The 20,979-nt window shown below is 71.8% G+C and carries 20 protein-coding genes, 1 tRNA gene and 1 pseudogene; 9 read left to right on the plus strand and 13 right to left on the minus strand.

Features of this window, described 5'->3' with window-relative positions:
- Nucleotides 1-422, minus strand: a 422-nt coding sequence (locus tag TR48_RS43640) for an SUKH-4 family immunity protein (protein WP_042371959.1), incomplete at its 3' end; no start/stop codon positions are given.
- Nucleotides 423-433: 11 nt separating this feature from the next.
- Nucleotides 434-1,453 carry an SMI1/KNR4 family protein gene (locus TR48_RS26870; protein WP_042371961.1) on the minus strand — a complete coding sequence of 340 codons (1,020 nt, stop codon included), beginning with the start codon at nt 1,451-1,453 and terminating at the stop codon, nt 434-436.
- A gap of 261 nt (nt 1,454-1,714) precedes the next feature.
- Here TR48_RS26870 and TR48_RS26875 point away from each other — a divergent pair, with 261 nt between their 5' ends.
- Both TR48_RS26875 and TR48_RS26880 read left to right on the plus strand, forming a co-directional pair.
- Nucleotides 1,715-2,182: a YwqJ-related putative deaminase gene (locus TR48_RS26875; protein WP_042371963.1), complete on the plus strand. Its 468-nt coding sequence runs from the start codon at nt 1,715-1,717 to the stop codon at nt 2,180-2,182.
- A 92-nt stretch (nt 2,183-2,274) separates the two neighbouring features.
- Complete coding sequence (locus TR48_RS26880; protein WP_152628201.1) at nt 2,275-2,691, plus strand: SUKH-3 domain-containing protein; 417 nt, start codon at nt 2,275-2,277, stop codon at nt 2,689-2,691.
- A gap of 90 nt (nt 2,692-2,781) precedes the next feature.
- On the opposite strand, the gene TR48_RS26885 is transcribed toward TR48_RS26880, so the two are convergent.
- From TR48_RS26885 to TR48_RS26890, 3 genes are all read right to left on the minus strand, one after another.
- Nucleotides 2,782-3,153, minus strand: a complete 372-nt coding sequence (locus TR48_RS26885; RefSeq protein WP_236652348.1) for a GntR family transcriptional regulator — start codon at nt 3,151-3,153, stop codon at nt 2,782-2,784.
- A 17-nt stretch (nt 3,154-3,170) separates the two neighbouring features.
- The gene (locus TR48_RS43645; protein ID WP_161789915.1) at nt 3,171-3,311 is read right to left on the minus strand and encodes a hypothetical protein; all 141 of its coding nucleotides are present in this window, start codon (nt 3,309-3,311) and stop codon (nt 3,171-3,173) included.
- Nucleotides 3,312-3,447: 136 nt separating this feature from the next.
- A complete protein-coding gene (locus TR48_RS26890; protein ID WP_042371966.1) occupies nt 3,448-4,794 on the minus strand; it encodes a sensor histidine kinase in 1,347 nt (448 codons plus the stop codon).
- Between the two features lie 282 nt (nt 4,795-5,076).
- On the opposite strand from TR48_RS26890, the gene ppc reads away from it, so the two are divergent.
- Nucleotides 5,077-7,776, plus strand: a complete 2,700-nt coding sequence (gene ppc / locus TR48_RS26895) for a phosphoenolpyruvate carboxylase (RefSeq protein ID WP_439654498.1) — start codon at nt 5,077-5,079, stop codon at nt 7,774-7,776.
- A gap of 106 nt (nt 7,777-7,882) precedes the next feature.
- On the opposite strand, the gene pth is transcribed toward ppc, so the two are convergent.
- The 5 genes from pth to TR48_RS26920 form a co-directional block, all read right to left on the minus strand.
- Nucleotides 7,883-8,455 carry an aminoacyl-tRNA hydrolase gene (gene pth / locus TR48_RS26900; protein WP_042371970.1) on the minus strand — a complete coding sequence of 191 codons (573 nt, stop codon included), beginning with the start codon at nt 8,453-8,455 and terminating at the stop codon, nt 7,883-7,885.
- Between the two features lie 93 nt (nt 8,456-8,548).
- Nucleotides 8,549-9,142 carry a 50S ribosomal protein L25/general stress protein Ctc gene (locus tag TR48_RS26905; protein ID WP_042371972.1) on the minus strand — a complete coding sequence of 198 codons (594 nt, stop codon included), beginning with the start codon at nt 9,140-9,142 and terminating at the stop codon, nt 8,549-8,551.
- Nucleotides 9,143-9,343: 201 nt separating this feature from the next.
- Nucleotides 9,344-10,327 carry a ribose-phosphate diphosphokinase gene (locus TR48_RS26910; protein ID WP_042371973.1) on the minus strand — a complete coding sequence of 328 codons (984 nt, stop codon included), beginning with the start codon at nt 10,325-10,327 and terminating at the stop codon, nt 9,344-9,346.
- A 138-nt stretch (nt 10,328-10,465) separates the two neighbouring features.
- Nucleotides 10,466-11,935 (minus strand): bifunctional UDP-N-acetylglucosamine diphosphorylase/glucosamine-1-phosphate N-acetyltransferase GlmU, encoded by a 1,470-nt coding sequence (glmU, locus tag TR48_RS26915; protein WP_042371976.1) that lies wholly within the window; start codon nt 11,933-11,935, stop codon nt 10,466-10,468.
- A 158-nt stretch (nt 11,936-12,093) separates the two neighbouring features.
- Nucleotides 12,094-12,165: transfer RNA gene (locus TR48_RS26920), tRNA-Gln, on the minus strand.
- Between the two features lie 264 nt (nt 12,166-12,429).
- Between TR48_RS26920 and TR48_RS26925 the strand changes: the two genes are divergently transcribed.
- Together TR48_RS26925 and TR48_RS26930 are read left to right on the plus strand one after the other, a co-directional pair.
- Nucleotides 12,430-13,431: an acyl-CoA desaturase gene (locus TR48_RS26925; RefSeq protein WP_042371978.1), complete on the plus strand. Its 1,002-nt coding sequence runs from the start codon at nt 12,430-12,432 to the stop codon at nt 13,429-13,431.
- A gap of 68 nt (nt 13,432-13,499) precedes the next feature.
- A complete protein-coding gene (locus TR48_RS26930; RefSeq protein WP_084699620.1) occupies nt 13,500-14,192 on the plus strand; it encodes a TetR/AcrR family transcriptional regulator in 693 nt (230 codons plus the stop codon).
- A 36-nt stretch (nt 14,193-14,228) separates the two neighbouring features.
- On the opposite strand, the gene TR48_RS26935 is transcribed toward TR48_RS26930, so the two are convergent.
- Together TR48_RS26935 and TR48_RS26940 are read right to left on the minus strand one after the other, a co-directional pair.
- Complete coding sequence (locus tag TR48_RS26935; RefSeq protein WP_042371982.1) at nt 14,229-14,594, minus strand: VOC family protein; 366 nt, start codon at nt 14,592-14,594, stop codon at nt 14,229-14,231.
- A gap of 42 nt (nt 14,595-14,636) precedes the next feature.
- Entirely contained in the window at nt 14,637-15,413 is a 777-nt protein-coding gene (locus TR48_RS26940) for a methyltransferase domain-containing protein (RefSeq protein ID WP_042371984.1), read from the minus strand.
- Between the two features lie 115 nt (nt 15,414-15,528).
- On the opposite strand from TR48_RS26940, the gene TR48_RS26945 reads away from it, so the two are divergent.
- From TR48_RS26945 to TR48_RS43650, 4 genes and pseudogenes are all read left to right on the plus strand, one after another.
- A complete protein-coding gene (locus TR48_RS26945; protein WP_042371986.1) occupies nt 15,529-16,026 on the plus strand; it encodes a MarR family winged helix-turn-helix transcriptional regulator in 498 nt (165 codons plus the stop codon).
- 133 nt (nt 16,027-16,159) lie between these two features.
- Nucleotides 16,160-17,095: an SGNH/GDSL hydrolase family protein gene (locus tag TR48_RS26950; RefSeq protein ID WP_052443074.1), complete on the plus strand. Its 936-nt coding sequence runs from the start codon at nt 16,160-16,162 to the stop codon at nt 17,093-17,095.
- A gap of 85 nt (nt 17,096-17,180) precedes the next feature.
- Nucleotides 17,181-18,926: pseudogene (locus TR48_RS26955) on the plus strand (phosphatidylglycerol lysyltransferase domain-containing protein); the annotation flags it as partial.
- Nucleotides 18,927-19,385: 459 nt separating this feature from the next.
- The gene (locus TR48_RS43650) at nt 19,386-20,141 is read left to right on the plus strand and encodes a hypothetical protein (RefSeq protein ID WP_161789916.1); all 756 of its coding nucleotides are present in this window, start codon (nt 19,386-19,388) and stop codon (nt 20,139-20,141) included.
- Between the two features lie 102 nt (nt 20,142-20,243).
- Here TR48_RS43650 and TR48_RS26965 read toward each other — a convergent pair.
- On the minus strand, nt 20,244-20,979 hold a 736-nt coding region (locus tag TR48_RS26965), incomplete at its 5' end, for a LuxR C-terminal-related transcriptional regulator (RefSeq protein WP_042371988.1).

Raw genomic sequence — 20,979 nt, forward strand, 5'->3', positions numbered from 1 at the left:
GCCGAAACCGGCGGGGCCACCTGGAGGCTCGCCGCCTCCTCCTCGCGCGCCCGGGCCGCGGCCTCCTCCAGCCACTGGGGCGGGCTGAGCAGGAAGGACGTCGCCTCGACGAGGTCCCGGTCGCCGGTCACCCGCACCGGCGACTGCGGGGTCGCACCGGCCGGGCGGCCGTAGACCTCCTCGTAGCGCCGGACCACGTCGTTGATCGGCAGGGCGGGCCAGAGCGTGGTCGCGCCCGTCTCACGGGCGATCACGATGCGTGCCGCGCCCCCGTCCGAGGACGGGCCCTCGGTGCGGTCGACCGCCCAGGCGACGAAGCCCAGGTCGAACTCGCGCACACGCACCTCGCGGCGCAGCCACGCGGGCGCTCCGGCGTTGATCCATTCCTCGGCGCGCTGCTGCGCCTCCGCGTACGTCACCACGGCGACGCCCCCTAACCCTTCACCGGGACGGCACGCGCGAAGCCGCCGTCCACCATCAGTTCGGCCACCGTCTGCAGCTCCGGCGGGCTGCCCGCCAGCCGGAGCAGGAACGCGTCGAAGTCGTCGCCGCAGGGCAGCAGCAGGCGCTCGCAGCGCTGCTGCGGCGTCAGGGACGGATCGCCGTCGTCACGCGCGTCGTCGTAGGGCAGGAACCACACCGTGCCGATCCGGTCGCCGCGGACCTTGACCGCCAGCAGGCCGCCCTGGACGAAGCCGACGCCGAGGTAGTCCTTGGTGATGTGGTCGCGCAGGCACTTGTTGACGTAGGCGAGGTCCGTCATGGACCGCTCCGTGGGCAGCCCGAAGAAGGGCTGATCGACCAGGATGCCCAGCTCCGTGTCGAGCCCGAGGCCCTTGGGCGCGCGGCCGCCGGCCGCCTTCAGGAAGGTCCGGTAGGGCCCGGGCAGGGTGTAGCCGAGGGCCTCCTCGACCGCCTGCAGCCGCTGCTCGGTCTCCTCCGCGCTCGGCAGCGGGGCGGCCTCGCCGCCCTCCTGTCCCTCCTCCGCGCCGGGGAGCGCGAAGTGGACGGGGCGTCGCTCCTGCAGCGGACGCGTGCCGCGCTTGGCGTGGTCCGCCCGTGAGCCGGCCAGGCCGCCGTGGTGCCGCAGCAACGCCTTGACCTCGACGGGGACCAGCTCGAGCCGGCGGCTGCCGGGCGTCGCCGGGTCGACCGAGTGGTGCCAGGTCCAGCCGGTGGGTGTGCCGACCGGGCTCTCCACGTCCGCCCACAGCTCGTGGCCGTCCGCGCGCAGTGCGGCGTTGGCGGAGACGTAGTCGGTGAGCCGCAGCTCGTCGACGCCGAAGCCCTCGGGTGGGTCCGCGACCTCCGCCGCGGCTCGGGCGTACGGGGAGAAGTCGGGACATCCGTCCGCGTCGACCCTCACCCCGGCCGGGTACTGCTGCGCGCGCAGCGGATCGGGAAAGTGCACGAGCTGCCCGGCGTAGGCCGCGTTGGGCCGACCTGTCGTCATGGAGTTTGCCCCCTGCTGGAACTGACTGCCGTGCCCAAGCCTAGGGGCTCACCGGCCTGCGGGGCTCTCCCCCTGTCGACCGGAGGACGGCGGGAAGACGGCAGAACAGCGGCACGAAGGCTCCCCGAACGGCGTCGGGAGCAGGCCGCGCACACCGGTCCGCCGTCGAACGGACCCCCGACTTCATTATCTGCGTTCGGATTTGGCAGTCTGATCCACAGCACGTTGACGGGGGTTAACGGGGGAAAGGAACTACCGTTCATGGAGATCATGCAGCACCAGAACAGACACGCGCCGGCACCGCTGCTGCGCCACCGCCGGGACAGCCTGATGCCGATCGTCGCCGCGGCGCTGTCAGTGCGGGGTGATACCTATACGCACGTGAGCGAGAAGAGCGGGGCTCCGCAGCTGCACCCGCTCGTGGACGACTTCCTGGCCGGCCTGCCCGTCGGGCAGTTGGAGCGGTTCACCGGGCGTTGCCCGGAGGCCGTGCTGCTGTCGCAGTTCCTGGACAGCGCGGAGTCCGGGCGCTCGGGCCGGGCCGCGCAGAAGTCCTTCGGCGAGGGTGACGCGCGAAAGGCGCTGCGCGGCGCGAAGATGACGACGGTCCGGATCCGCGAGGAGGGTGATCCCGCTCACGGCACCCATCAACCGCCGTGCCGTAGTTGTGAGCCGCTGCTGGCCCACTTCGGGATCAAGTCCATCTCGCTGCGTCCGAAGAAGAAGTGACGAGGGGAGGTCGGACACCGTGCAGGCACGTTTTCCGGCGGACGTCGCGTCCGCTCTCGCCAAGGCGGGCTGGTTACCCGGACCGTCGGCGCATGCCCACGGCGGAGGCCTGGGCCGAGCAGCTCTCCGCCTACGTCTCCCCGGAGGGCCACCGGCACACCGTCTTCCCCGCCGCGCTGGAGGCGTGGGCGGAGTTCGGCGAGATAGCCGTCTCCCTGGACGGTCCCGGCGTCGAGGTCGCCCGTACGCCCTTCGTCGTCGACCCGCTGAGAGGTCTCCACCAACCCCGCACACTGGCCGACCTGGGCCGCGCGCTGGAGCTGCCGGTCGCCCCGCTGGGCGAGGAGCGGGAGGGCGCGGCGCTGTTGGCGATCGACGCCGTCGGCCGCGTCTACAGCCTCGACCACGCGGGCGAGTGGTTCCTCGGCCACACCATGGACCAGGCGCTGACGGTGCTGATCAACGGCCTGCGGGCGGAGCGGCTCCGGTTCCTGACCGACGCCTTGTAGCCGCGCCGGGGCGTCGCGGAGTCGGCGCCACGGGGACAGCGGCGCGGAGACGGGCCGCGCCGCGGCTGCCCGAGGGGGGTCGCGGTGCGGCTACGCCTCGCCGTACGCCTCGCGCAGGGCCGTCTCGACCACGGCGCGGGCCTGGTCCGGCTGGAGGCCGAGGGACTTCGCGCGCTGCGCGTACGACGCCGCCGAGCGGGCGATCTCAGCGAGCGAGCGGTCGCCGGAGGCGGCCACGACCGTGCCCGCGCGGCCGCGCGTCTCCACCACGCCTGCGGCCTCGAGCTCACGGTAGGCCTTGGCGACGGTGTTCACCGCCAGTCCGAGGTCCTCGGCGAGCTTGCGGACGGTGGGGAGCTTGGTCCCGACCGGGGCCTCCCCGCTCGTCGCCGCGGCGGCGATCTGCGCGCGGATCTGCTCCGAGGGCGGGACATGGGACGCGGGGTCAAGGGCGATCAGCACGGTGCGCTCTCCGGCACTCAGGACGACGACAGCCTCCTACGGTAGTACCGCCTTACGCCGGGGGCGTTGACGATCCCGTTGACGACGAACGCGCCCCCGACCGCGACGAGCGTCCAGTCCTCGAGCAGGATCCGCACCCAGACGCCCGCGCCGTTCATGGAGAAGCAGCACGCCGGCGCCGAGCGCGAACCCCAGGCCGACCGTCACGGCCACTCCGATCTCCACCGCGGACATCGCCGCCACCCTCCCGCCGACCGCGTCTTTCGCAGGTCGGGCGAGCGTTCTCGCACATGGTCAGGTGGCCGTCAGCAGCCGGGCCTCGACGCGGTATCCGCCTTCCGCCGTCGGTCCGGCGGCGAAGGTGCCGCCGAGGGCGTGGACGCGCTCGCGCATGCCGATCAGCCCGTTGCCGCCGCTGGGCAGACCTCGGTCGGCGGCCGGTGCCGTGTCGGCGGCCGGGCAGGTGTTGGAGACGGCCAGCGCGACGCCGCCGGAGACGTAGGCGACGACGACCTCGACGTCCGTGCCGGGCGCGTGCTTCAGCACGTTGGTGAGGGCCTCCTGGACCACGCGGTACGCGGTCTGCTCGGCCTGGGCGGGCAGCGCGCTGCGCAGACCGCCGAGGGTGTAGCGGACGACCAGCCCGGCCGCCCGCGACTCGTCGACGAGCTTGGGCAGATCCGCCAGGCTGAGCAAGGCGGCCTCGACACCGTCCAGCGGCGAGCCCAGGCCCGCCGCCGCCCCCGATGTCCCCGCCGTGCCGGTCGCCCCGGTGGGGGACCCGGTGGAAGTCCCCGTCGTGCCGGTCTCGTCCTCCTGCGGCTCGACGGTCCGCAGCACGCCGAGGATCTGCCGCAGCTCGTCCAGCGCCTGGCGGCCGATGTCCCCCATCAGCCTGGCGCTCTGCGCCGCGCGGTCCGGGTCCTTGTGCACGACCCGCTCCAGCGCGCCCGCGTGGACGACCAACAGACTGACGCGGTGGGCGACCACGTCGTGCATCTCACGGGCGATCCGCGTGCGCTCCTCCATGCGCGCCCGGCGCGCACGCTCGTGCGCCTGGTCGGCCAGGAGGCTGAGCTCCGTTTCCAGGCCCTCCGCGCGCTCCGTGAGGGCGACCAGCAGCCGTCTCTTGGCCCCGATGTAGAGGCCGAGGATGGCCGGCGGCACGCTGATGGCCACCGCCACCAGCACCGACAGGATGACCAGCACGTACTCGGCCACGCCGTGGCGCAGCGCGTCCTGCTGCTGAGTGCCGAGGGTCAGCGTGGAGACGATGACGGTTTCGGCGATCGCCAGCGCGCAGAGCGCGCTCATCACCCGCCGCTCCGCGAAGCGGCCGGCGGCGCCCTCGGGTCGATACGCGCCGAGCGTGTAGAGGCCGATCATCAGCAGCGTGTAGCCGGCGTCGAGCGGGATCGTCGCCAGCGCCGCCGCGACCGGGATCAGCGGCCAGCGCCGTCGTACCAGCAGCGTCGAGCCCGCGATCAGACCGAACACGGCGACGGCGACCACGGCCGCGGTGCCCAGACCCTGACGGAACGCGAAGACCGCGGCCGACCACGCGCACTCACCCGCCGCGACCGTCGCCAGGCCGATGTCCAGCCACATGCTCCGTCGGCGCGTCCACGCTCCCACCCTCATGCGACAAGGGTAAAAGGAGGCCCAAGGGCGGCGTGGTCGACCGCCCCGTTGTCCGGATAGCGGCCATTCCCGTGGACGGTCACACCCAGCAACCTATGCTGGACCGCGAGAGATCAACCATCTCGAGCGCAAGGCAGGCGACTGCATCTTGGGCGGACAGCGTGGTCCGCACACGCCCCTGTCCGTTCCCCCACCCCGCAAGGGAGCACCAGCGTGAGCGACGACCGCGAGGCCACCGTCCCCGCCACCGCCCCGGCGACCGCCGAATCCGACAACAGCGCGTTGCGCGCCGACATCCGGCGGCTCGGCGATCTGCTCGGCGAGACCCTGGTCCGACAGGAGGGCCAGGAACTGCTCGACCTCGTCGAGGAGGTCCGCGCCCTGACCCGCAGCGACGGCGCGGCCGCGGCCCAGCTGCTGGAGGAGACCGACCTGGCCACCGCGGCCAAGCTGGTGCGGGCCTTCTCCACCTACTTCCATCTCGCCAACGTGGCCGAACAGGTCCACCGCGGCCGCGAGCTGAACGCCAACCGCGACGACAACGGGTCACTGCTCTCGCAGACCGTCGACAAGCTCGTCGACGCCGACCCCGAGCACCTCGCCGCGACGCTCCAGCACCTCAACGTGCGGCCGGTCTTCACCGCGCACCCCACCGAGGCCGCTCGCCGCAGCGTGCTGCAGAAGCTGCGCCGGATCGCCGAGCTGCTGGACACCCACGACACGCCCTCGCGCCCCACCGGCCGCCGCCAGGCCGACCGCCGGCTCGCCGAGGTCATCGACCTGCTGTGGCAGACCGACGAGCTTCGCATCGCCCGGCCTGAGCCGGCCGACGAGGCCCGCAACGCCGTCTACTACCTGGACGAGCTCTACAAGCGCGCCGTCCCCGACGTGCTGGAGGAGCTCTACGAGGAGCTGGCCCGGGTCGGCGTCCAGCTCCCCGAGGGCTCACGCCCCCTGACGTTCGGCACCTGGATCGGCGGCGACCGCGACGGCAACCCCAACGTCACCCCGGCCGTGACGCTGGACGTGCTGATCCTGCAGCACGAGTACGGCATCAACGACGCCCTGGACCTGATCGACGAGCTGCGCGCCACGCTCTCGTCCTCGGTGCGGCTCTCGGGCGCCAGCGAGGAGCTGCTGCAGAGCCTCGCCGCCGACCTGGAGGTGCTGAAGGAGATCAGCCCCCGCTACAAGCGCATGAACGCCGAGGAGCCCTACCGCCTCAAGGCCACCTGCGTGCGGCAGAAGCTGATCAACACCAAGGAGCGGCTGGCCGGCAACACCCCGCACGTGCCCGGCCGCGACTACCTCGGCACGGGCGAGCTGCTGGCGGACCTGGAGGTCATCCAGGCCTCGCTGCGCGCCCACAAGGGCGGCCTGATCGCGGACGGCCGGATGAGCCGCGCGATCCGCACCGTCTCGGCGTTCGGGCTGCAGCTGGCCACGATGGACGTGCGCGAGCACGCCGACGCCCACCACCACGCGCTGGGCCAGCTCTTCGACCGCCTCGGCGAGGAGGCCTGGCGCTACGCGGACATGCCGCGCGAGTACCGGCAGCGGCTGCTCGCCAAGGAGCTCAAGTCCCGCCGCCCGCTGGCCCCGACGCCCGCTCCGCTGGACGCCGCGGGCGCGAAGACGCTCGGCGTCTTCGAGACGGTGCGCGAGGCCTTCGAGCGCTTCGGCCCGGAGATCGTGGAGAGCTACATCATCTCCATGTGCCAGGGCGCGGACGACGTGTTCGCGGCGGCGGTGCTGGCCCGCGAGGCCGGGCTGATCGACCTGCACGCGGGCGTCGCCCGGATCGGCATCGTGCCGCTGCTGGAGACCACCGACGAACTGCGCGCCGCGGACACGATCCTCGACGAGATGCTGCGCGACCCGTCCTACCGCCGCCTGGTGGCGCTGCGCGGGGACGTGCAGGAGGTCATGCTCGGCTACTCGGACTCCTCGAAGTTCGGCGGCATCACCACCTCGCAGTGGGAGATCCACCGCGCCCAGCGGCGACTGCGCGACGTCGCGCACCGCTACGGCGTCCGGCTGCGGCTCTTCCACGGCCGCGGCGGCACCGTGGGTCGCGGGGGCGGCCCGTCGCACGAGGCGATCCTGGCCCAGCCGTGGGGCACGCTGGAGGGCGCGATCAAGGTCACCGAGCAGGGCGAGGTGATCTCCGACAAGTACCTGATCCCCTCGCTGGCCCGGGAGAACCTGGAGCTGACCGTCTCCGCGACGCTGGAGGCCTCGGCCCTGCACACCTCCCCGCGCCAGTCGGCCGAGGCGCTGTCGCGCTGGGACGCGACCATGGACACCGTCTCCGACGGCGCGCACGCCGCCTACCGTGGCCTGGTCGAGGACCCGGACCTGCCGGCGTACTTCTTCGCCTCCACCCCGGTCGACCAGCTGGCCTCGCTGCACCTGGGCTCCCGCCCGTCCCGCCGCCCCGACTCCGGCGCGGGCCTGGACGGCCTCCGCGCGATCCCGTGGGTCTTCGGCTGGACGCAGTCCCGCCAGATCGTCCCCGGCTGGTTCGGCGTCGGCTCCGGCCTCGCCGCGGCCCGCGAGGCGGGGCTCGGCGAGATCCTCGACGAGATGCACGGCGAGTGGCACTTCTTCCGCAACTTCCTCTCCAACGTCACCATGACGCTGGCCAAGACGGACCTGCGGATCGCCCGCCACTACGTCGAGCAGCTGGTGCCGAAGGAGCTGCAGCACGTCTTCGCCCGCATCGAGGCCGAGCACGAACTGACCGTCAAGGAGGTGCTGCGGGTCACCGGCGAGTCCGAACTCCTGGAGCACCAGCCGGTGCTCAAGCAGACGTTCGCGATCCGCGACGCCTACCTCGACCCGATCTCCTACCTCCAGGTCGCCCTGCTGCGCCGTCAGCGCGAGGACGCCGCGAGGGACGTCTCCGAGGACCCGCTGCGCTCCCGGGCCCTGCTCCTCACCGTCAACGGTGTGGCGGCCGGCCTGCGCAACACGGGCTGACGCCGACGTCCACACGGCGTCGGTGACGCGTCGTCGGCAACGGTGCGCGCATCAACTGCGGTCGGTCTCCGGATCATTCCGGGTACCGGCCGCAGTGCGTTCCACCTCAGCTGTTGTAGACCGACTGCGCCCGCTCCAGGCCGTCCTGCATCAGCGACTCCACCGCGTCCGCGCAGCGGTCGACGAACCAGGGGAGCTCCTTGCGCTCCGTGGACGAGAAGTCGCGCAGCACGAAGTCCGCGACCTCCATCCGGCCCGGAGGTCGGCCGATGCCGGCGCGGACCCGAAGGTAGTCGGGCCCGAGGGACTTGGTGATCGACTTGAGTCCGTTGTGGCCGTTGTCGCCGCCGCCGCGCTTGAGCCGCAGGGTGGCGTAGTCGATGTCGAGCTCGTCGTGGATCACGATCAGCCGGTCGACGCCGGACTTGTAGAAGTCGCGCAGCCCGACCACCGGGCCGCCGGAGAGGTTCATGAAGGACATCGGCTTGGCCAGCACCACCCGCTGCCCCGACAGGCGGCCCTCGAGAACCTGGGCGCGGGTCTTGTGGGCCTTGAACTTGCCGCCGACCCGTTCGGCCAGCAGGTCGGCCACCATGAAGCCGATGTTGTGGCGGTTGCCGTCGTACTGACCGCCGGGGTTGCCGAGGCCGACCACCAGCCAGGGGCCCTGCTCGCTCATCTGATGCGACTCCCTACTCGACTGTCTCGACAACGTGGGACTGCCCCGGCCGTCGCAGCGGACGGCCGGGGCAGTTCACGGGGTGATCGAAGATCAGGCCTCGGCCTCGGCCTCGGCGGCCTCCTCGGTCTCCTCCTCGACGGCCTCGACCTGGGCGCCGATGACCTGCAGGACGACCGCGTCCTCGTCGACGGCCAGGGAGGCGCCGGACGGGAGGGCGATGTCCTTGGCGAGGATGGAGGCGCCGGCCTCCAGGCCCTCGACGGAGACCGTGACGGCCTCGGGCAGGTGGGTGGCCTCGGCCTCGATCGGCAGGGCGTTCAGCACGTGCTCGAGCAGGTTGCCGCCGGGGGCCAGCTCGCCCTCGGTGTGGACCGGGACCTCGACGGTGACCTTCTCGCCACGCTTGACCAGCAGCAGGTCGACGTGCTCGATGGTGCGCTTGATGGCCTCACGCTGGACGGCCTTCGGCAGCACGAACTCCTGCTTGCCGTCGATCGGCAGGGAGATCAGCGCGTTCGGGGTCTTCAGCGCGAGCATCAGGTCGTGGCCCGGCAGGTTCAGGTGGACCGGGGCGTGGCCGTGGCCGTAGACGACGGCGGGGACCAGGCCGGCGCGACGGGCGCGACGGGCGGCACCCTTGCCGAACTCGGTGCGGGGCTCAGCGGCAAGGCGGATCTCGGACATGGAAGCGCTCCTTGTCTCGTTGTGAACGGGTGAGCGCTCGGCGGCCATCTCACACGTCTTGGAACAAGAAGCGCGTCGATAACGGAGCTGCGTGCTGTGTACCGGGGCACACAGAAAAAAGCTCCCTCGCCGGGCAGGTACCCAGAGTACCCAAGCCCGCCGAGGGAGCCAAAACGATCAGCTGAGCCGCGCGGGCTGTGATCAGGCGCGCTCGTCGAAGAGGCTGGTGACCGAGCCGTCGTCGAAGACCTCGCGGATCGCGCGGGCGATCAGCGGGGCGATGGAGAGTGTGGTGACCTTGTCGATCTCCTGGGACAGCTCGCCCGGGGTCGGCAGGGTGTTGGTGAAGACGAACTCGCTGGCGCGGGAGTTCTTCAGGCGGTCCGCGGCCGGGCCGGAGAGCACGCCGTGGGTGGCGGCGACGATGACGTCCTCCGCACCCTGCTCGAACAGCGCGTCGGCCGCCGCGACGATGGTGCCGCCGGTGTCGATCATGTCGTCGACCAGGACGCAGACGCGGCCCTTGACGTCACCGACGACCTCGGCGGACATGACCTTGTTGGCCACGTTCGGGTCGCGGCGCTTGTGGATGATCGCCAGGGGGGCGGCCAGGCGGTCCGACCACTGGTCGGCCACGCGCACGCGGCCGGCGTCCGGGGAGACGACGGTGAGCTTGTCGCGGTCGACCTTGGAGCCGACGTAGTCGGCCAGGATCGGCAGCGCGAACAGGTGGTCCACCGGGCCGTCGAAGAAGCCCTGGATCTGCGCGGTGTGCAGGTCCACGGAGATCAGCCGGTCCGCGCCCGCCGTCTTCAGCAGGTCCGCTATCAGACGGGCGGAGATGGGCTCGCGACCGAGGTGCTTCTTGTCCTGACGGGCGTAGCCGTAGAACGGCATGATCACGGTGATGGTCTTGACCGACGCGCGCTTGAGCGCGTCGATCATGATCAGCTGCTCCATGATCCACTGGTTGATCGGAGCGGTGTGGCTCTGCAGCACGAAGGCGTGCGCGCCACGTACCGACTCCTGGTAGCGGACATAGATCTCACCGTTGGCGAAGTCCAGTGCCTTGGTGGGGACCAACTCGACGCCCAGCTGCTCGGCCACCTCATGCGCGAGAGCAGGGTGTGCACGGCCGGAGAAGAGCATCAACTTCCGCGAGCCGGACGATTTGATCCCGGTCACTGCAACCGTCTCCTTGTTGCTCTGGCACCCAGGTTTGCTGATCATCCGCAGGCGGACACTGGCCTGGCGCGGCCCTGTGGTGTGTGGATGACCACCAGGTTACGCGGCCGTGGAGGTTCCCGTCGCGCCCGGGTCGCCTCAAGGAGTGGTCGAAGCAGCCCCTTCGGCCCCGTCGGCCGCTGCCTTCGCAGCAGCCGCGGCCTGCGCCGAAGCCGTACCCGGACGCTTGCGCTCCACCCAGCCCTCGATGTTGCGCTGCTGCGGACGGGTCACGCCCAGCGCGCCCGCCGGCACGTCCTGGTAGATCACGGAGCCGGCCGCCGTGTAGGCGCCGTCCCCGACCGTCACCGGGGCGACGAACATGTTGTCAGAGCCCGTCCGGCAGTGGGCGCCGATGGTGGTGCGGTGCTTGTTGACCCCGTCGTAGTTGACGAAGACCGAGGCGGCGCCGATGTTCGTGCCCTCGCCGATCGTCGCGTCGCCGACGTAGCTCAGGTGCGGCACCTTGGCCCCGTCGCCGACCACGGCGTTCTTCATCTCGACGTAGGTGCCGGCCTTGGCCTTCACCCCGAGCACCGTGCCGGGGCGCAGGTAGGCGTACGGGCCCACGTTCGCGCCCGCGCCGATCACCGCGCGCTCCGCTGTGGCATTGATCACAACGGCGCCTGCGCCGATTTCGGTGTCCCGCAGCGTGCAGTTCGGGCCGACCTCCGCACCCTCGCCGACGCTGGTCGCCCCGTGCAGCTGGGTGTTCGGGTGGATCACCGCGTCCCGCGCGTAGGAGACCTGAACGTCCAGCCAGGTGGTGGCCGGATCGACGACCGTGACGCCGGCGCGCATGGCGGCGTCCAGCAGGCGGTCGTTCATGATCCGACGGGCCTCGGCGAGCTGCACCCGGTCGTTGATGCCCAGGATGTCGCGGTAGTCGCCGGCGACGACCGCGCCCACGCGGTGCCCGGCCTCACGCAGGATGCCGAGGACGTCGGTGAGGTACTCCTCACCCTGGCTGTTGTCCGTGCGGACCTCGGCCAGCCCCTGGGCCAGCAGCTTGCCGTCGAAGGCGAAGACGCCCGAGTTGATCTCGCGCACGGCGCGCTGCTCGTCGCTGGCGTCCTTGTGCTCGACGATCGCCTGGACCGCGCCGTCCGCGCCGCGGATGATCCGGCCGTAGCCGGTCGCGTCCGGCACCTCGGCGGTCAGCACGGTGACGGCGTTGCCGTCCTGGCTGTGAGCGGCGACCAGCGCCTGCAGGGTGGCCCCGGTCAGCAGCGGGGTGTCGCCGGTGGTGACGACCACGGTCCCGTCCAGGGCGATGCCCTCGGCGCCCAGCGCCTCCAGCGCGACGCGCACGGCGTTGCCGGTGCCGTTCTGCCGCTCCTGCACGACCGTGCGCACATCCGGGTCCACCTCGGCCAGGTGGGCCGTGACCTTGTCCCGCATGTGGCCGACGACCACGACCAGCTGCTCCGGCGTCAGTTCCCGCCCGGCCGCCACGGCGTGCCCGACGAGCGTCCGCCCGCACAGGGGGTGCAGCACCTTCGGCAGTACGGCCGACTTCATTCGGGTGCCCTCGCCGGCGGCGAGAACGATCACAGCGGTGGGAGTCATGGGGCGCAGGCTCCTCTGCAGGGGGCTGACTCTTTCGACGGCCCCGAGGGGCCCGCCGGGTGCGTCCTACACCCGAGAAGGGAGCCGCACAGACGTACCCGAACACAGTGAGGATAGCCGTCACCGGGGAGATCGATCAGAACCGATCGGAAGCTGTGCTCCGCCGCAAGGACTCGAACCTTGAAAACTGGATCCAAAGACCAGCGTGTTGCCAATTACACCACGGCGGATCGGCCGTCCACCCGCGCGGACCGAACGGCGGCTCCTACTATGCCGTACCGCCCGCCCTCCACGCGACGGTACAACCCGGCGCCGCGGCGGACATCCGCCGCGGAAGAGCCCCGGCGATACGCCCGGTCGCATTCCGGCGGTGGCGGGAATTCCGACAATTCACCCGCTCGACACGTCCGCCGAGGGTGGGCTTCCACCGGCGCGGGCACAGAACCTACGATGCCGTAAGTTACGGTTCCGTAGGTGAGGCCGAGGGGCGACCCATGACCAGCATGCCGAGCACAGAGACCGACCTGCGTCCGGTGGTGGACGCACGCCCGTCGATGGATCCGCTGCCCGACGCCACCCGGGGCGGTGAGCGGGCGAGCCTGCTGCAGCGGTTCGCGATCGGGATCTTCATCGTGGTGCCGTTCGCGGCGCTGGTCGCCGCCGTCCCCGTGGCCTGGGGCTGGGGCATCGGCTGGCACGACGTGGCGATCGCGACGGCGATGTACTTCCTGAGCTGTCACGGGATCACCGTCGGGTTCCACCGGTACTTCACGCACAGCTCCTTCAAGGCCGCCCGCCCGCTGCGGATCGCCCTCGCGGTCGCCGGCAGCCTGGCCGTCGAGGGACCGGTCGTGAGATGGGTCGCCGACCACCGCAAGCACCACAGGTTCTCCGACCGCGAGGGCGACCCGCACTCGCCCTGGCGCTACGGCGAGACCGTGCCGGCGCTGCTGCGCGGCCTGTGGTGGGCGCACATGGGCTGGCTGTTCGACGAGGAGCAGACGCCGCAGCAGCAGTACGCGCCGGACCTGGTCAAGGACCGGGCGATCCACTGGATCTCGCGTCAGTTCTTCGCGTTCACCCTCGCCTCGATGCTGCTGCCGCCGCTGGTCGGCGGGCTCTGGTCGTGGTCGTGGCAGGGCGCGGTGACCGCCTTCTTCTGGGGCAGCCTGGTCCGGATCGCGCTGCTGCACCACGTGACCTGGTCGATCAACTCCATCTGTCACGCCGTCGGGTCGCGGCCGTTCCGTTCGCGTGACCGCAGCGGCAACGTGTGGTGGCTGGCGGTCCTGTCCTGCGGCGAGTCCTGGCACAACCTGCACCACGCCGACCCGACCTCGGCCCGCCACGGCGTGCTGCGCGGTCAGATCGACTCCTCCGCCCGCCTGATCCGCTGGTTCGAGCTGCTCGGCTGGGCCCGCGACGTGCGGTGGCCGACCGCGGACCGGCTGCGGATGAAGCGGGTCGCCGAGGCGAACGGCGCGGCGACGTCGTAGCACCACGAAGAACGAGCAGGCCGCGCCCGGAGGCGAGGGCCGGAGGAGCAGCGCGGCATGATGGTCCTGTGAACGAGAGCAGTGGCGACAGGGACGCGGGAGGCGACGCCCCCTCGTCCAAGCGGGGGGCGTCGACACGTCGAGGCACACGTGTGCGGATGAGCGGCAAGGAGCGCCGCGAGCAGCTGCTGGACATCGGGCGGAGCCTCTTCGCGGAGCGCGGCTACGACGCCACCTCGGTCGAGGAGATCGCGGCGAAGGCGGGCGTCTCCAAGCCGGTGGTCTACGAGCACTTCGGCGGCAAGGAGGGGCTGTACGCGGTCGTCGTGGACCGTGAGATGCAGCTGCTGCTGGACATGGTCACCGGTTCGCTGACCGGTGGCCATCCGCGTGAGCTCTGCGAGGAGGCGGCGTTCGCGCTGCTCGACTACATCGAGACGTCGACCGACGGGTTCCGCATCCTGACCCGGGACTCGCCGGTGACGCAGTCGACGGGCACGTTCGCGTCGCTGATCGGGGACATCGCCAACCAGGTCGAGGACATCCTGGGCCTGGAGTTCAAGTCCCGGGGCTACGACCCGAAGCTGGCGCCGATGTACGCGCAGATGCTGGTGGGCATGGTGGCGCTGACGGGCCAGTGGTGGCTGGACGTCCGCAAGCCGAAAAAGGCCGAGGTCGTGGCCCATCTGGTGAACCTGGCCTGGCACGGCCTGGAGGGCATGGAGCGGCGGCCGCATCTGGTCGGCCGCCGCAAGGCGTAGCCCGGAGCGCCGCGGTACCGCGGCGCCGGCACGGGGTCAGCGCGGCTCGAGGAACTCGATGCGGTTGCCGACCGGGTCGAAGGAGTAGAAGCGCTCGTGGCCCGGCAGGTTGTCGTCCCAGACGACCTCGGCGCCCTTGGCCGCCAGCGTCTCCGCGTAGGCGCGGATGCCGCGGATCCGCAGCGCCGGGTGGGCCTTCCTGGCGGGCGTGAAAGGGTCCTCGACGCCGACGTGGACCTGGACCGCGCCGTCGGCCGAGGCGAACCAGCAGCCGCCGCGCGCGGCCAGCACCGGCGGCTTGGGGAGCTCGGTGAGGCCGAGCACGTCGACGTAGTAGGCGCGCAGCGTGTCCTCGGCGCCGACCGGAGCGGCGAGCTGGACGTGGTCGAGGGCGACGATCATGGTGGATCTCCTTCGATGCGTGCGTTCGGAGCGTGCGGTGGATCAGTTCCTCTTGACCGCGACCGCGAAGATGCGTCGGAAGGGCAGGACCGTCCCGTACGGGCGGGGCGGGTAGGCGTCGTCGAGCAGTGCGGCGTACTCCGCGAGGAACGTGGCGCGCTCGTCGGGGTCGGTCAGCGCGCCGAGGACGGGGCGCAGGCCGGTGCCGAGCATCCAGTCGAGCACGGGCCGCTCGCCCTCGAGGACCTGGTGGTAGGTCGTCTCCCAGACGTCGGGCGTGCAGCCGAGCCCGGCCAGCACGTCGAGGTACTCCCCTGGCTCCGGCGCGGCGGCGCGATGCGGCCCGCCGACGCGTTCGGCCCAACGGGGCGAGTTGCGCAGGTCGTGGAGGAGGGCGTGGCTGGGCGCGTCGAAGTTGCCCGGCACCTGGAAGGCGAGCACGCCTCCGCTGGGCAGCGCGTCGATCCAGGCCGGGAAGAGCCCGGTGTGGCCCGGGACCCACTGGAGTGCGGCGTTGGAGACGATCAGGTCGGGGGCGTCGACGGCGGGGTCGTACTCGGCGATGTCACCGAGACGGAACTCGACCGCGCCGACGTCGCGGCGCGCCTTTTCGATCATCTCGGCCGAGTTGTCCACGCCGACGACGTGGGCGTCGGGCCAGCGGGCGGGCAGCGTGGCCGTCGTGTTGCCGGGGCCGCAGCCGAGGTCGACGACGCGCGCCGGAGCGCCGGGAATCCGGTCGACCAGCTCGAAGAAGGGCCGACTTCGCAGGTCGGCGTGGTGCAGGTACTGCTGCGGGTCCCACTGAACGGCTGCCATCACGGTCTCCGGACGTTCGAAGTATCTTGATGTCGAGACATCTCCAGCATGGCGTTCGTAAATTCTTGATGTCAAGAGACTTCATGTCGATAGATATCCGACTACACTGATCAGCATGGAGGACGAGGTCGATCGGCTGGTCGCAGCGTGGCGCCGGGAGCGCCCCGACCTCGACGTGGAGCCTCTCGAGGTGCTGAGCCGGGTCAGCCGGCTCGCCCGCCACCTCGACCGCGCCCGCCGCACGGCCTTCGCCGAGCACGCACTGGAGCCGTGGGAGTTCGACGTGCTCACCGCGCTGCGCCGAGCCGGCGCCCCCTACCAACTCTCCCCCGGTCAGCTGCTGACGCAGACTCTGGTCACCTCCGGCACGATGACCAACCGGATCGACCGCCTGGCCGGCAAGGGCCTGGTCCAGCGCCTGCCCGATCCGGACGACCGCCGCGGCGTGCTGGTCCGGCTGACCCAGGGCGGCCAGGAGCGCGCGGACGCCGCCCTGTCCGGCCTGCTCGACCACGAACGGGCGATCCTCGGCGAGCTGTCGACCACCCAGCGGGACGACCTCGCCGCGCTGCTGCGTCAACTCGTCGCGCCCTTCGACAACCTGGCGGACTAGAACACCTCACGGTCCCGTCCCCTTCACTCCGCATTCCCCCGCTGCACGACTCTTGTCAGCGGTTACCGGCCGGTTGTCTACTCCCTTCCCATGAGTCCGCGACCGAGCGGGCTCCGGAAGGGGGGACCACCCGATGACCGCACTGCCGCGGCTCGCGCGCGTTCTGGCCACAGCCGCCTGCTCCACCCTGCTCGCTTCCGGCCTGGCGGGCCCGGCCTTCGCCGCCGGCCTGACGACCGGGGCCGCCGCGACGGCCTCGACGGCCTCGACGGCGAACCTCACGCCGACGCACCATCGCGGCCCCGAGTACTACGTCTCGCTCGGCGACTCACTCGCCGCCGGCTACCAGCCGAACGTCGGGCACGACACGCACGTCTCCTACACCGACCAGCTCTATGCCCAGCTCAAGAAGCACGATCCGGACCTGGTCCACATCAGGCTCGGCTGCTCCGGCGAGACGACCGAGACGATGATCGACGGCGGCATCTGCCACTACGCCGGCGCGACCTCGCAACTCGACGCCGCCGTGAAGTTCCTGCGCGCGCACCGCGGCCACGTCAGCTACGTGACGCTGGACATCGGCGCCAACGACGTGGACGGCTGCCTGAAGGGGGGCACCGTCGACGTCGCCTGCTCGCTCAAGGGCATCGCCACCGTCGCGGCGCAGGTCCCGCAGATCACCGCCGCGCTGCACCGGGCGGGCGGCAGCCACCCGCGCTACGCCGCGATGAACTACTACGACCCCTTCCTCGCGGTCTGGCTGACCGGCGCGGCGGGGCAGCAGGCGGCGCAGGAGTCGGCGCAGCTGGGCGTCGGACTGAACGGCGCCATCGAGGCCGGCCTCAAGGCGGCGCACTTCCGGCTCGCGGACGTGTCGACGGCCTTCTCGACGCTGGACTTCACCGACCAGGCCACCCTCCCGGGCGTCGGGCAGGTGCCTGTGAATGTGGCCCGGATCTGCACCTGGACCTGGATGTGCACGCCCTACCAGGACATCCACGCCACCCCGACCGGCCACGCCGTGATCGCCGGGGTGTTCCTGGACCTCTTCCGGCACCACCGCCGCTGACCACCGGCCACTGACCCGGCTGTACCAGCTGAGGTCTGATTCATCCCGTTCTGGTGTGCAATCATGAAGATTGCCCCAGAACGGGATGGATGCTTACGTGTCGACCGACAGCCCGGCCAGCAACCGTGAGAAATGGCAACACCGAGCCGCTTGGGCGGCCATCTGGTATCTCCGCCTCGCCGCCGCGCTCAACCTGCTCGGGGCGTTCTCCGCGCCCTTCCGCCGCCAGGTCACCCGGCACAACACCGGCGAGCTGTTCACCCCGTACCTGCTGACGGCGGGCTTCACCTCCGCCGCGCTCGCCTGGTTCCTGGCGATCATGATGCGGCGCCGCAAGCGGGCCGCCTGGATCTTCAACATGGGGCTGTCCGGCGCCTATCTGCTGCTGGTCGCCCTGGCCCTGATCGTCGCACCGGAGGTGCGCGAGCACACCTTCAACTGGATCTCGGCGGCGATCAGCGCCTTCTTCGTGGTCGCGCTGCTGGTCGGCCGGCGTGACTTCCACGCGAAGGGCGACCGCTCCAACCCGCTGCTCGCCTTCCTCACGCTGATCGTCGGCGGCGCGGTCGGCATGCTGATCGGCACCGCGCTGGTCACCCTCACCAACACCGCCACCGGCTCCACCCTCTGGGACCGGATGAACTACGCGCTGATGCGTGTCTACACCCTGGCCCCCGCGGGCTCCGAGCACGCGGGCGTGCAGATCCCGCACTGGGTGGACATCGCGATCAACGTGCTCAGCGTGATCCTCTTCCTGCTCGTCCTCTACGCGCTCTTCCGGTCCCCCAAGGGCAAGGAGTACCTGTGCGACGACGACGAGAAGCGGCTGCGGGAGCTGCTCGACAAGCACGGTGAGCGCGACTCCCTCGGCTACTTCGCGCTGCGCCGGGACAAGAGCGTCGTCTTCTCCCCCAGCGGCAAGGCCGCCGTGGCCTACCGCGTCGTCGGCGGCGTCTCGCTGGCCTCCGGCGACCCGATCGGCGACGTCGAGGCGTGGCCGGGCGCGATCGACCAGTGGCTGGAGCAGGCCCAGGTGCACGCCTGGACCCCGGCGGTGATGGGCGTCAGCGAGGAGGGAGGCACGGTGTACTCCCGGCACGGCCTGAACGCGCTGGAACTCGGCGACGAGGCGATCGTCGAGGTGGACGAGTTCACACTCGACGGCCGCGCGATGCGTGGCGTCCGGCAGGCCCACAAGCGCGTCGCGCGCGCCGGATACACCGTTCGGATCCGCCGCCACGCGGAGATCCCCGAGCCGGAGATGGACGCGCTGTTGCGCCTCGCCGACCACTGGCGGGACGGCGAGACCGAGCGCGGCTTCTCCATGGCCCTCGGCCGCCTCGGCGACCCGGCCGACGGGCAGTGCGTGATGCTGGAGTGCCACGACGGCGAGGGGCAGCTGCGCGCCCTGCTGAGCTTCGTCCCCTGGGGCCGCGAGGGCCTTTCCCTCGACCTCATGCGCCGCGACCGAGAGTCCGACAACGGCCTGATGGAGTTCATGGTCATCGAGCTGATCCGGCAGGCCGACAGCGTCGGGGTGAAGCGGATCTCGCTGAACTTCGCGATGTTCCGCGCCGTCTTCGAGCGCGGCGGCAGACTCGGCGCGGGCCCCGTCCTGCGTCTCTGGCGCGAGGTGCTGATCTTCCTCTCGCGCTGGTGGCAGATCGAGTCGCTCTACCGGGCCAACGCCAAGTACCGCCCCATCTGGGAGCCGCGCTACCTGCTGTTCGAGCGCAGCAGCGACCTCCCCCGGATCGGCATCGCCTCGGCCCGCGCCGAGGGATTCATCACCGCGCCCAGCCTGCCGGCGCTGTTCAAGCGCCGTCACGTCCCCACCAACGTGGTCGAGGCCGTGAGCGCGAACGCGCCCGCGACGACGTCCGTGTCCGGCCACCCGGACCCGCGCGCCGAGCGGGGCGAGCGGGGGGAGCGGGACGAGCGGGACGAACAACCGGAACGCGCCGGGCAGACCGAACGCGCGGAACGGGCCCAGGCGCCCGGTGCGAAGGAGCAGGCGCCCCTGAAGGCCACGAACGGGCAGGGGCCCGGCGACGGCAACGGGCACCGCGTCCGGGAGGCACGAGAGCGCGGGCGCGACGGCGCGGAACCCTCGCAGGCCTCCGCCGCCCCCGCCGAAGGTCCCGCACCGAGGGCGGCGACTCCTCCTCCGGAATGAGCCGCATCTCCGTCCGCCCGAGGACCGGCCGGGCGGCATTCCGGATTACCGTGGAAGAGGGCATTCGTCCTCGAACTTCCTCGAACATGCCTGGCCCCTGGAGGAACAGCGCGCATGCAGAGGGACGGAACGGCAGCCGTCGGTGGCAGCACGGGAACGACCGTGCGCTCGGTCACCCGCGCCGCCGCGGAGCGGGAGTGGGGCGCGCTGGCACGGGCGATACGCACCGGCCTGCGCGGGCGGGGCCTGGCGGCCATGCCGCTCACCCTCTGCGCCACGCTCGCCATCATCGCGTTCCAGATCTGGCAGCAGTCCCCCTCCGGCGCGGCGATCGTCGAGCAGCTGGGCGTGGTCCGCGCCTCGCTGCCCCTCGGCGTCGCGTTGTCGCGCACTCCTCTCTCGCTCTTCGTTCCCGCGCCCGACCTGCCGGTCTGGGGCGCGGCCCTGCAGGTGTTCCTCGTCTTCGGCATCGCCGAGCTGACGCTGGGCCGGGTGCGCACCCTGGCCATCGGCTACGCGGCCACCGTCGCCGGGACCATGTACACCCGCCTGGGCATCTCGATGGGGCCGGACCGGTTCTTCGGCCTCTCCTACACCGCCGAGTTCGTCCGCGACACCGGGCCGTCCGTGGCGGTCGTCGCCCTCGCGGTCTGCATCACCTGGCGCTACCGCGCGCTGGTGACGGGGGCACTGGTCGTCGCCTCGATGGTCGGCGAGGCACTGATCCTGCCGAACATGGCCGGTGCCGAGCATCTCGTCGCGATCCTCACCGCGCTCGCCGCGGCCCTGGGCGCGGAGGTGGTCGAGCGGCAGGCGCAGCGCACCAGCGCCGCGCTCAACGCCGTACTGCTGGTCCGCCGCCGGACCTGATCCGAGGGCGCCGACGGACACCGGCCCGACGGACGTGGCGCCGACGGGCGGTGCCGACGGGGGCGGGAGGCCTACGCCCACCGGGCGGTGCCGACGGGGCGGTCAGGCCTCCGCCGCCGGGCCGACGCCCGCGCGGCGCGCGAGCGCGACGGCGGCCAGAGTCGAGTGGACCCCGAGCTTGCCGAGGACGTTCTGCATGTGCGTGCGCACGGTGTGCGGCGACAGGTAGAGCCGGTCCGCGACGGCCTGTCGGCCCAGGCCCGCGACCATGCAGCGCAGCACCTGCTTCTCGCGCGGCGTGAGGCTGTCCACCAGCCGCTCGCTCTCGGTGCGGTCCCGGCGCGCGGCGGTCAGCTCGCGTATGACGCCGGTGAGCAGGGTGGGCGGGAGGTGCGTCTCGTCCCGCATGACGCCGCGGATCACGGCCATCAGCCGCCCGAGCGAGCTCTCCTTGGCCACCCAGCCGCCCGCCCCGGCCTGCAGCGCGCGAACCGCGCGGTGCGGGTCGTCCGCGGTGGCCAGCACGATGACCCGCAGCTCGGGATGCGCGGCACGGGCTCGCGAGATCAAGGCGATACCGTCGCCGCCGACCGCGCCGGGCGGGGGCGGCGGCGCGGCGCCGGCCGTCCGCCGCTGGGCGGGCAGTTGCACCGTACGGCCCGGCGCGGCCGCGGGCGCTCCCGCTGCCGGACCCGCGCCCAGATCGGCGTCGACGAGCATCACCTGGAACCCACGCGCCTCCGCGGCAGCGCGCTCCAGCGCGCGCTCCGCGCCGACGACGGTGCCCGCCGCCGCGACCTCCACGTCGGGCTCCGCCGCGAGCGCCGTCGCCAGCGCC

Origin of the sequence: Streptacidiphilus neutrinimicus, assembly GCF_000787815.1 — a bacterium.
GTDB lineage: Bacteria > Actinomycetota > Actinomycetes > Streptomycetales > Streptomycetaceae > Streptacidiphilus > Streptacidiphilus neutrinimicus.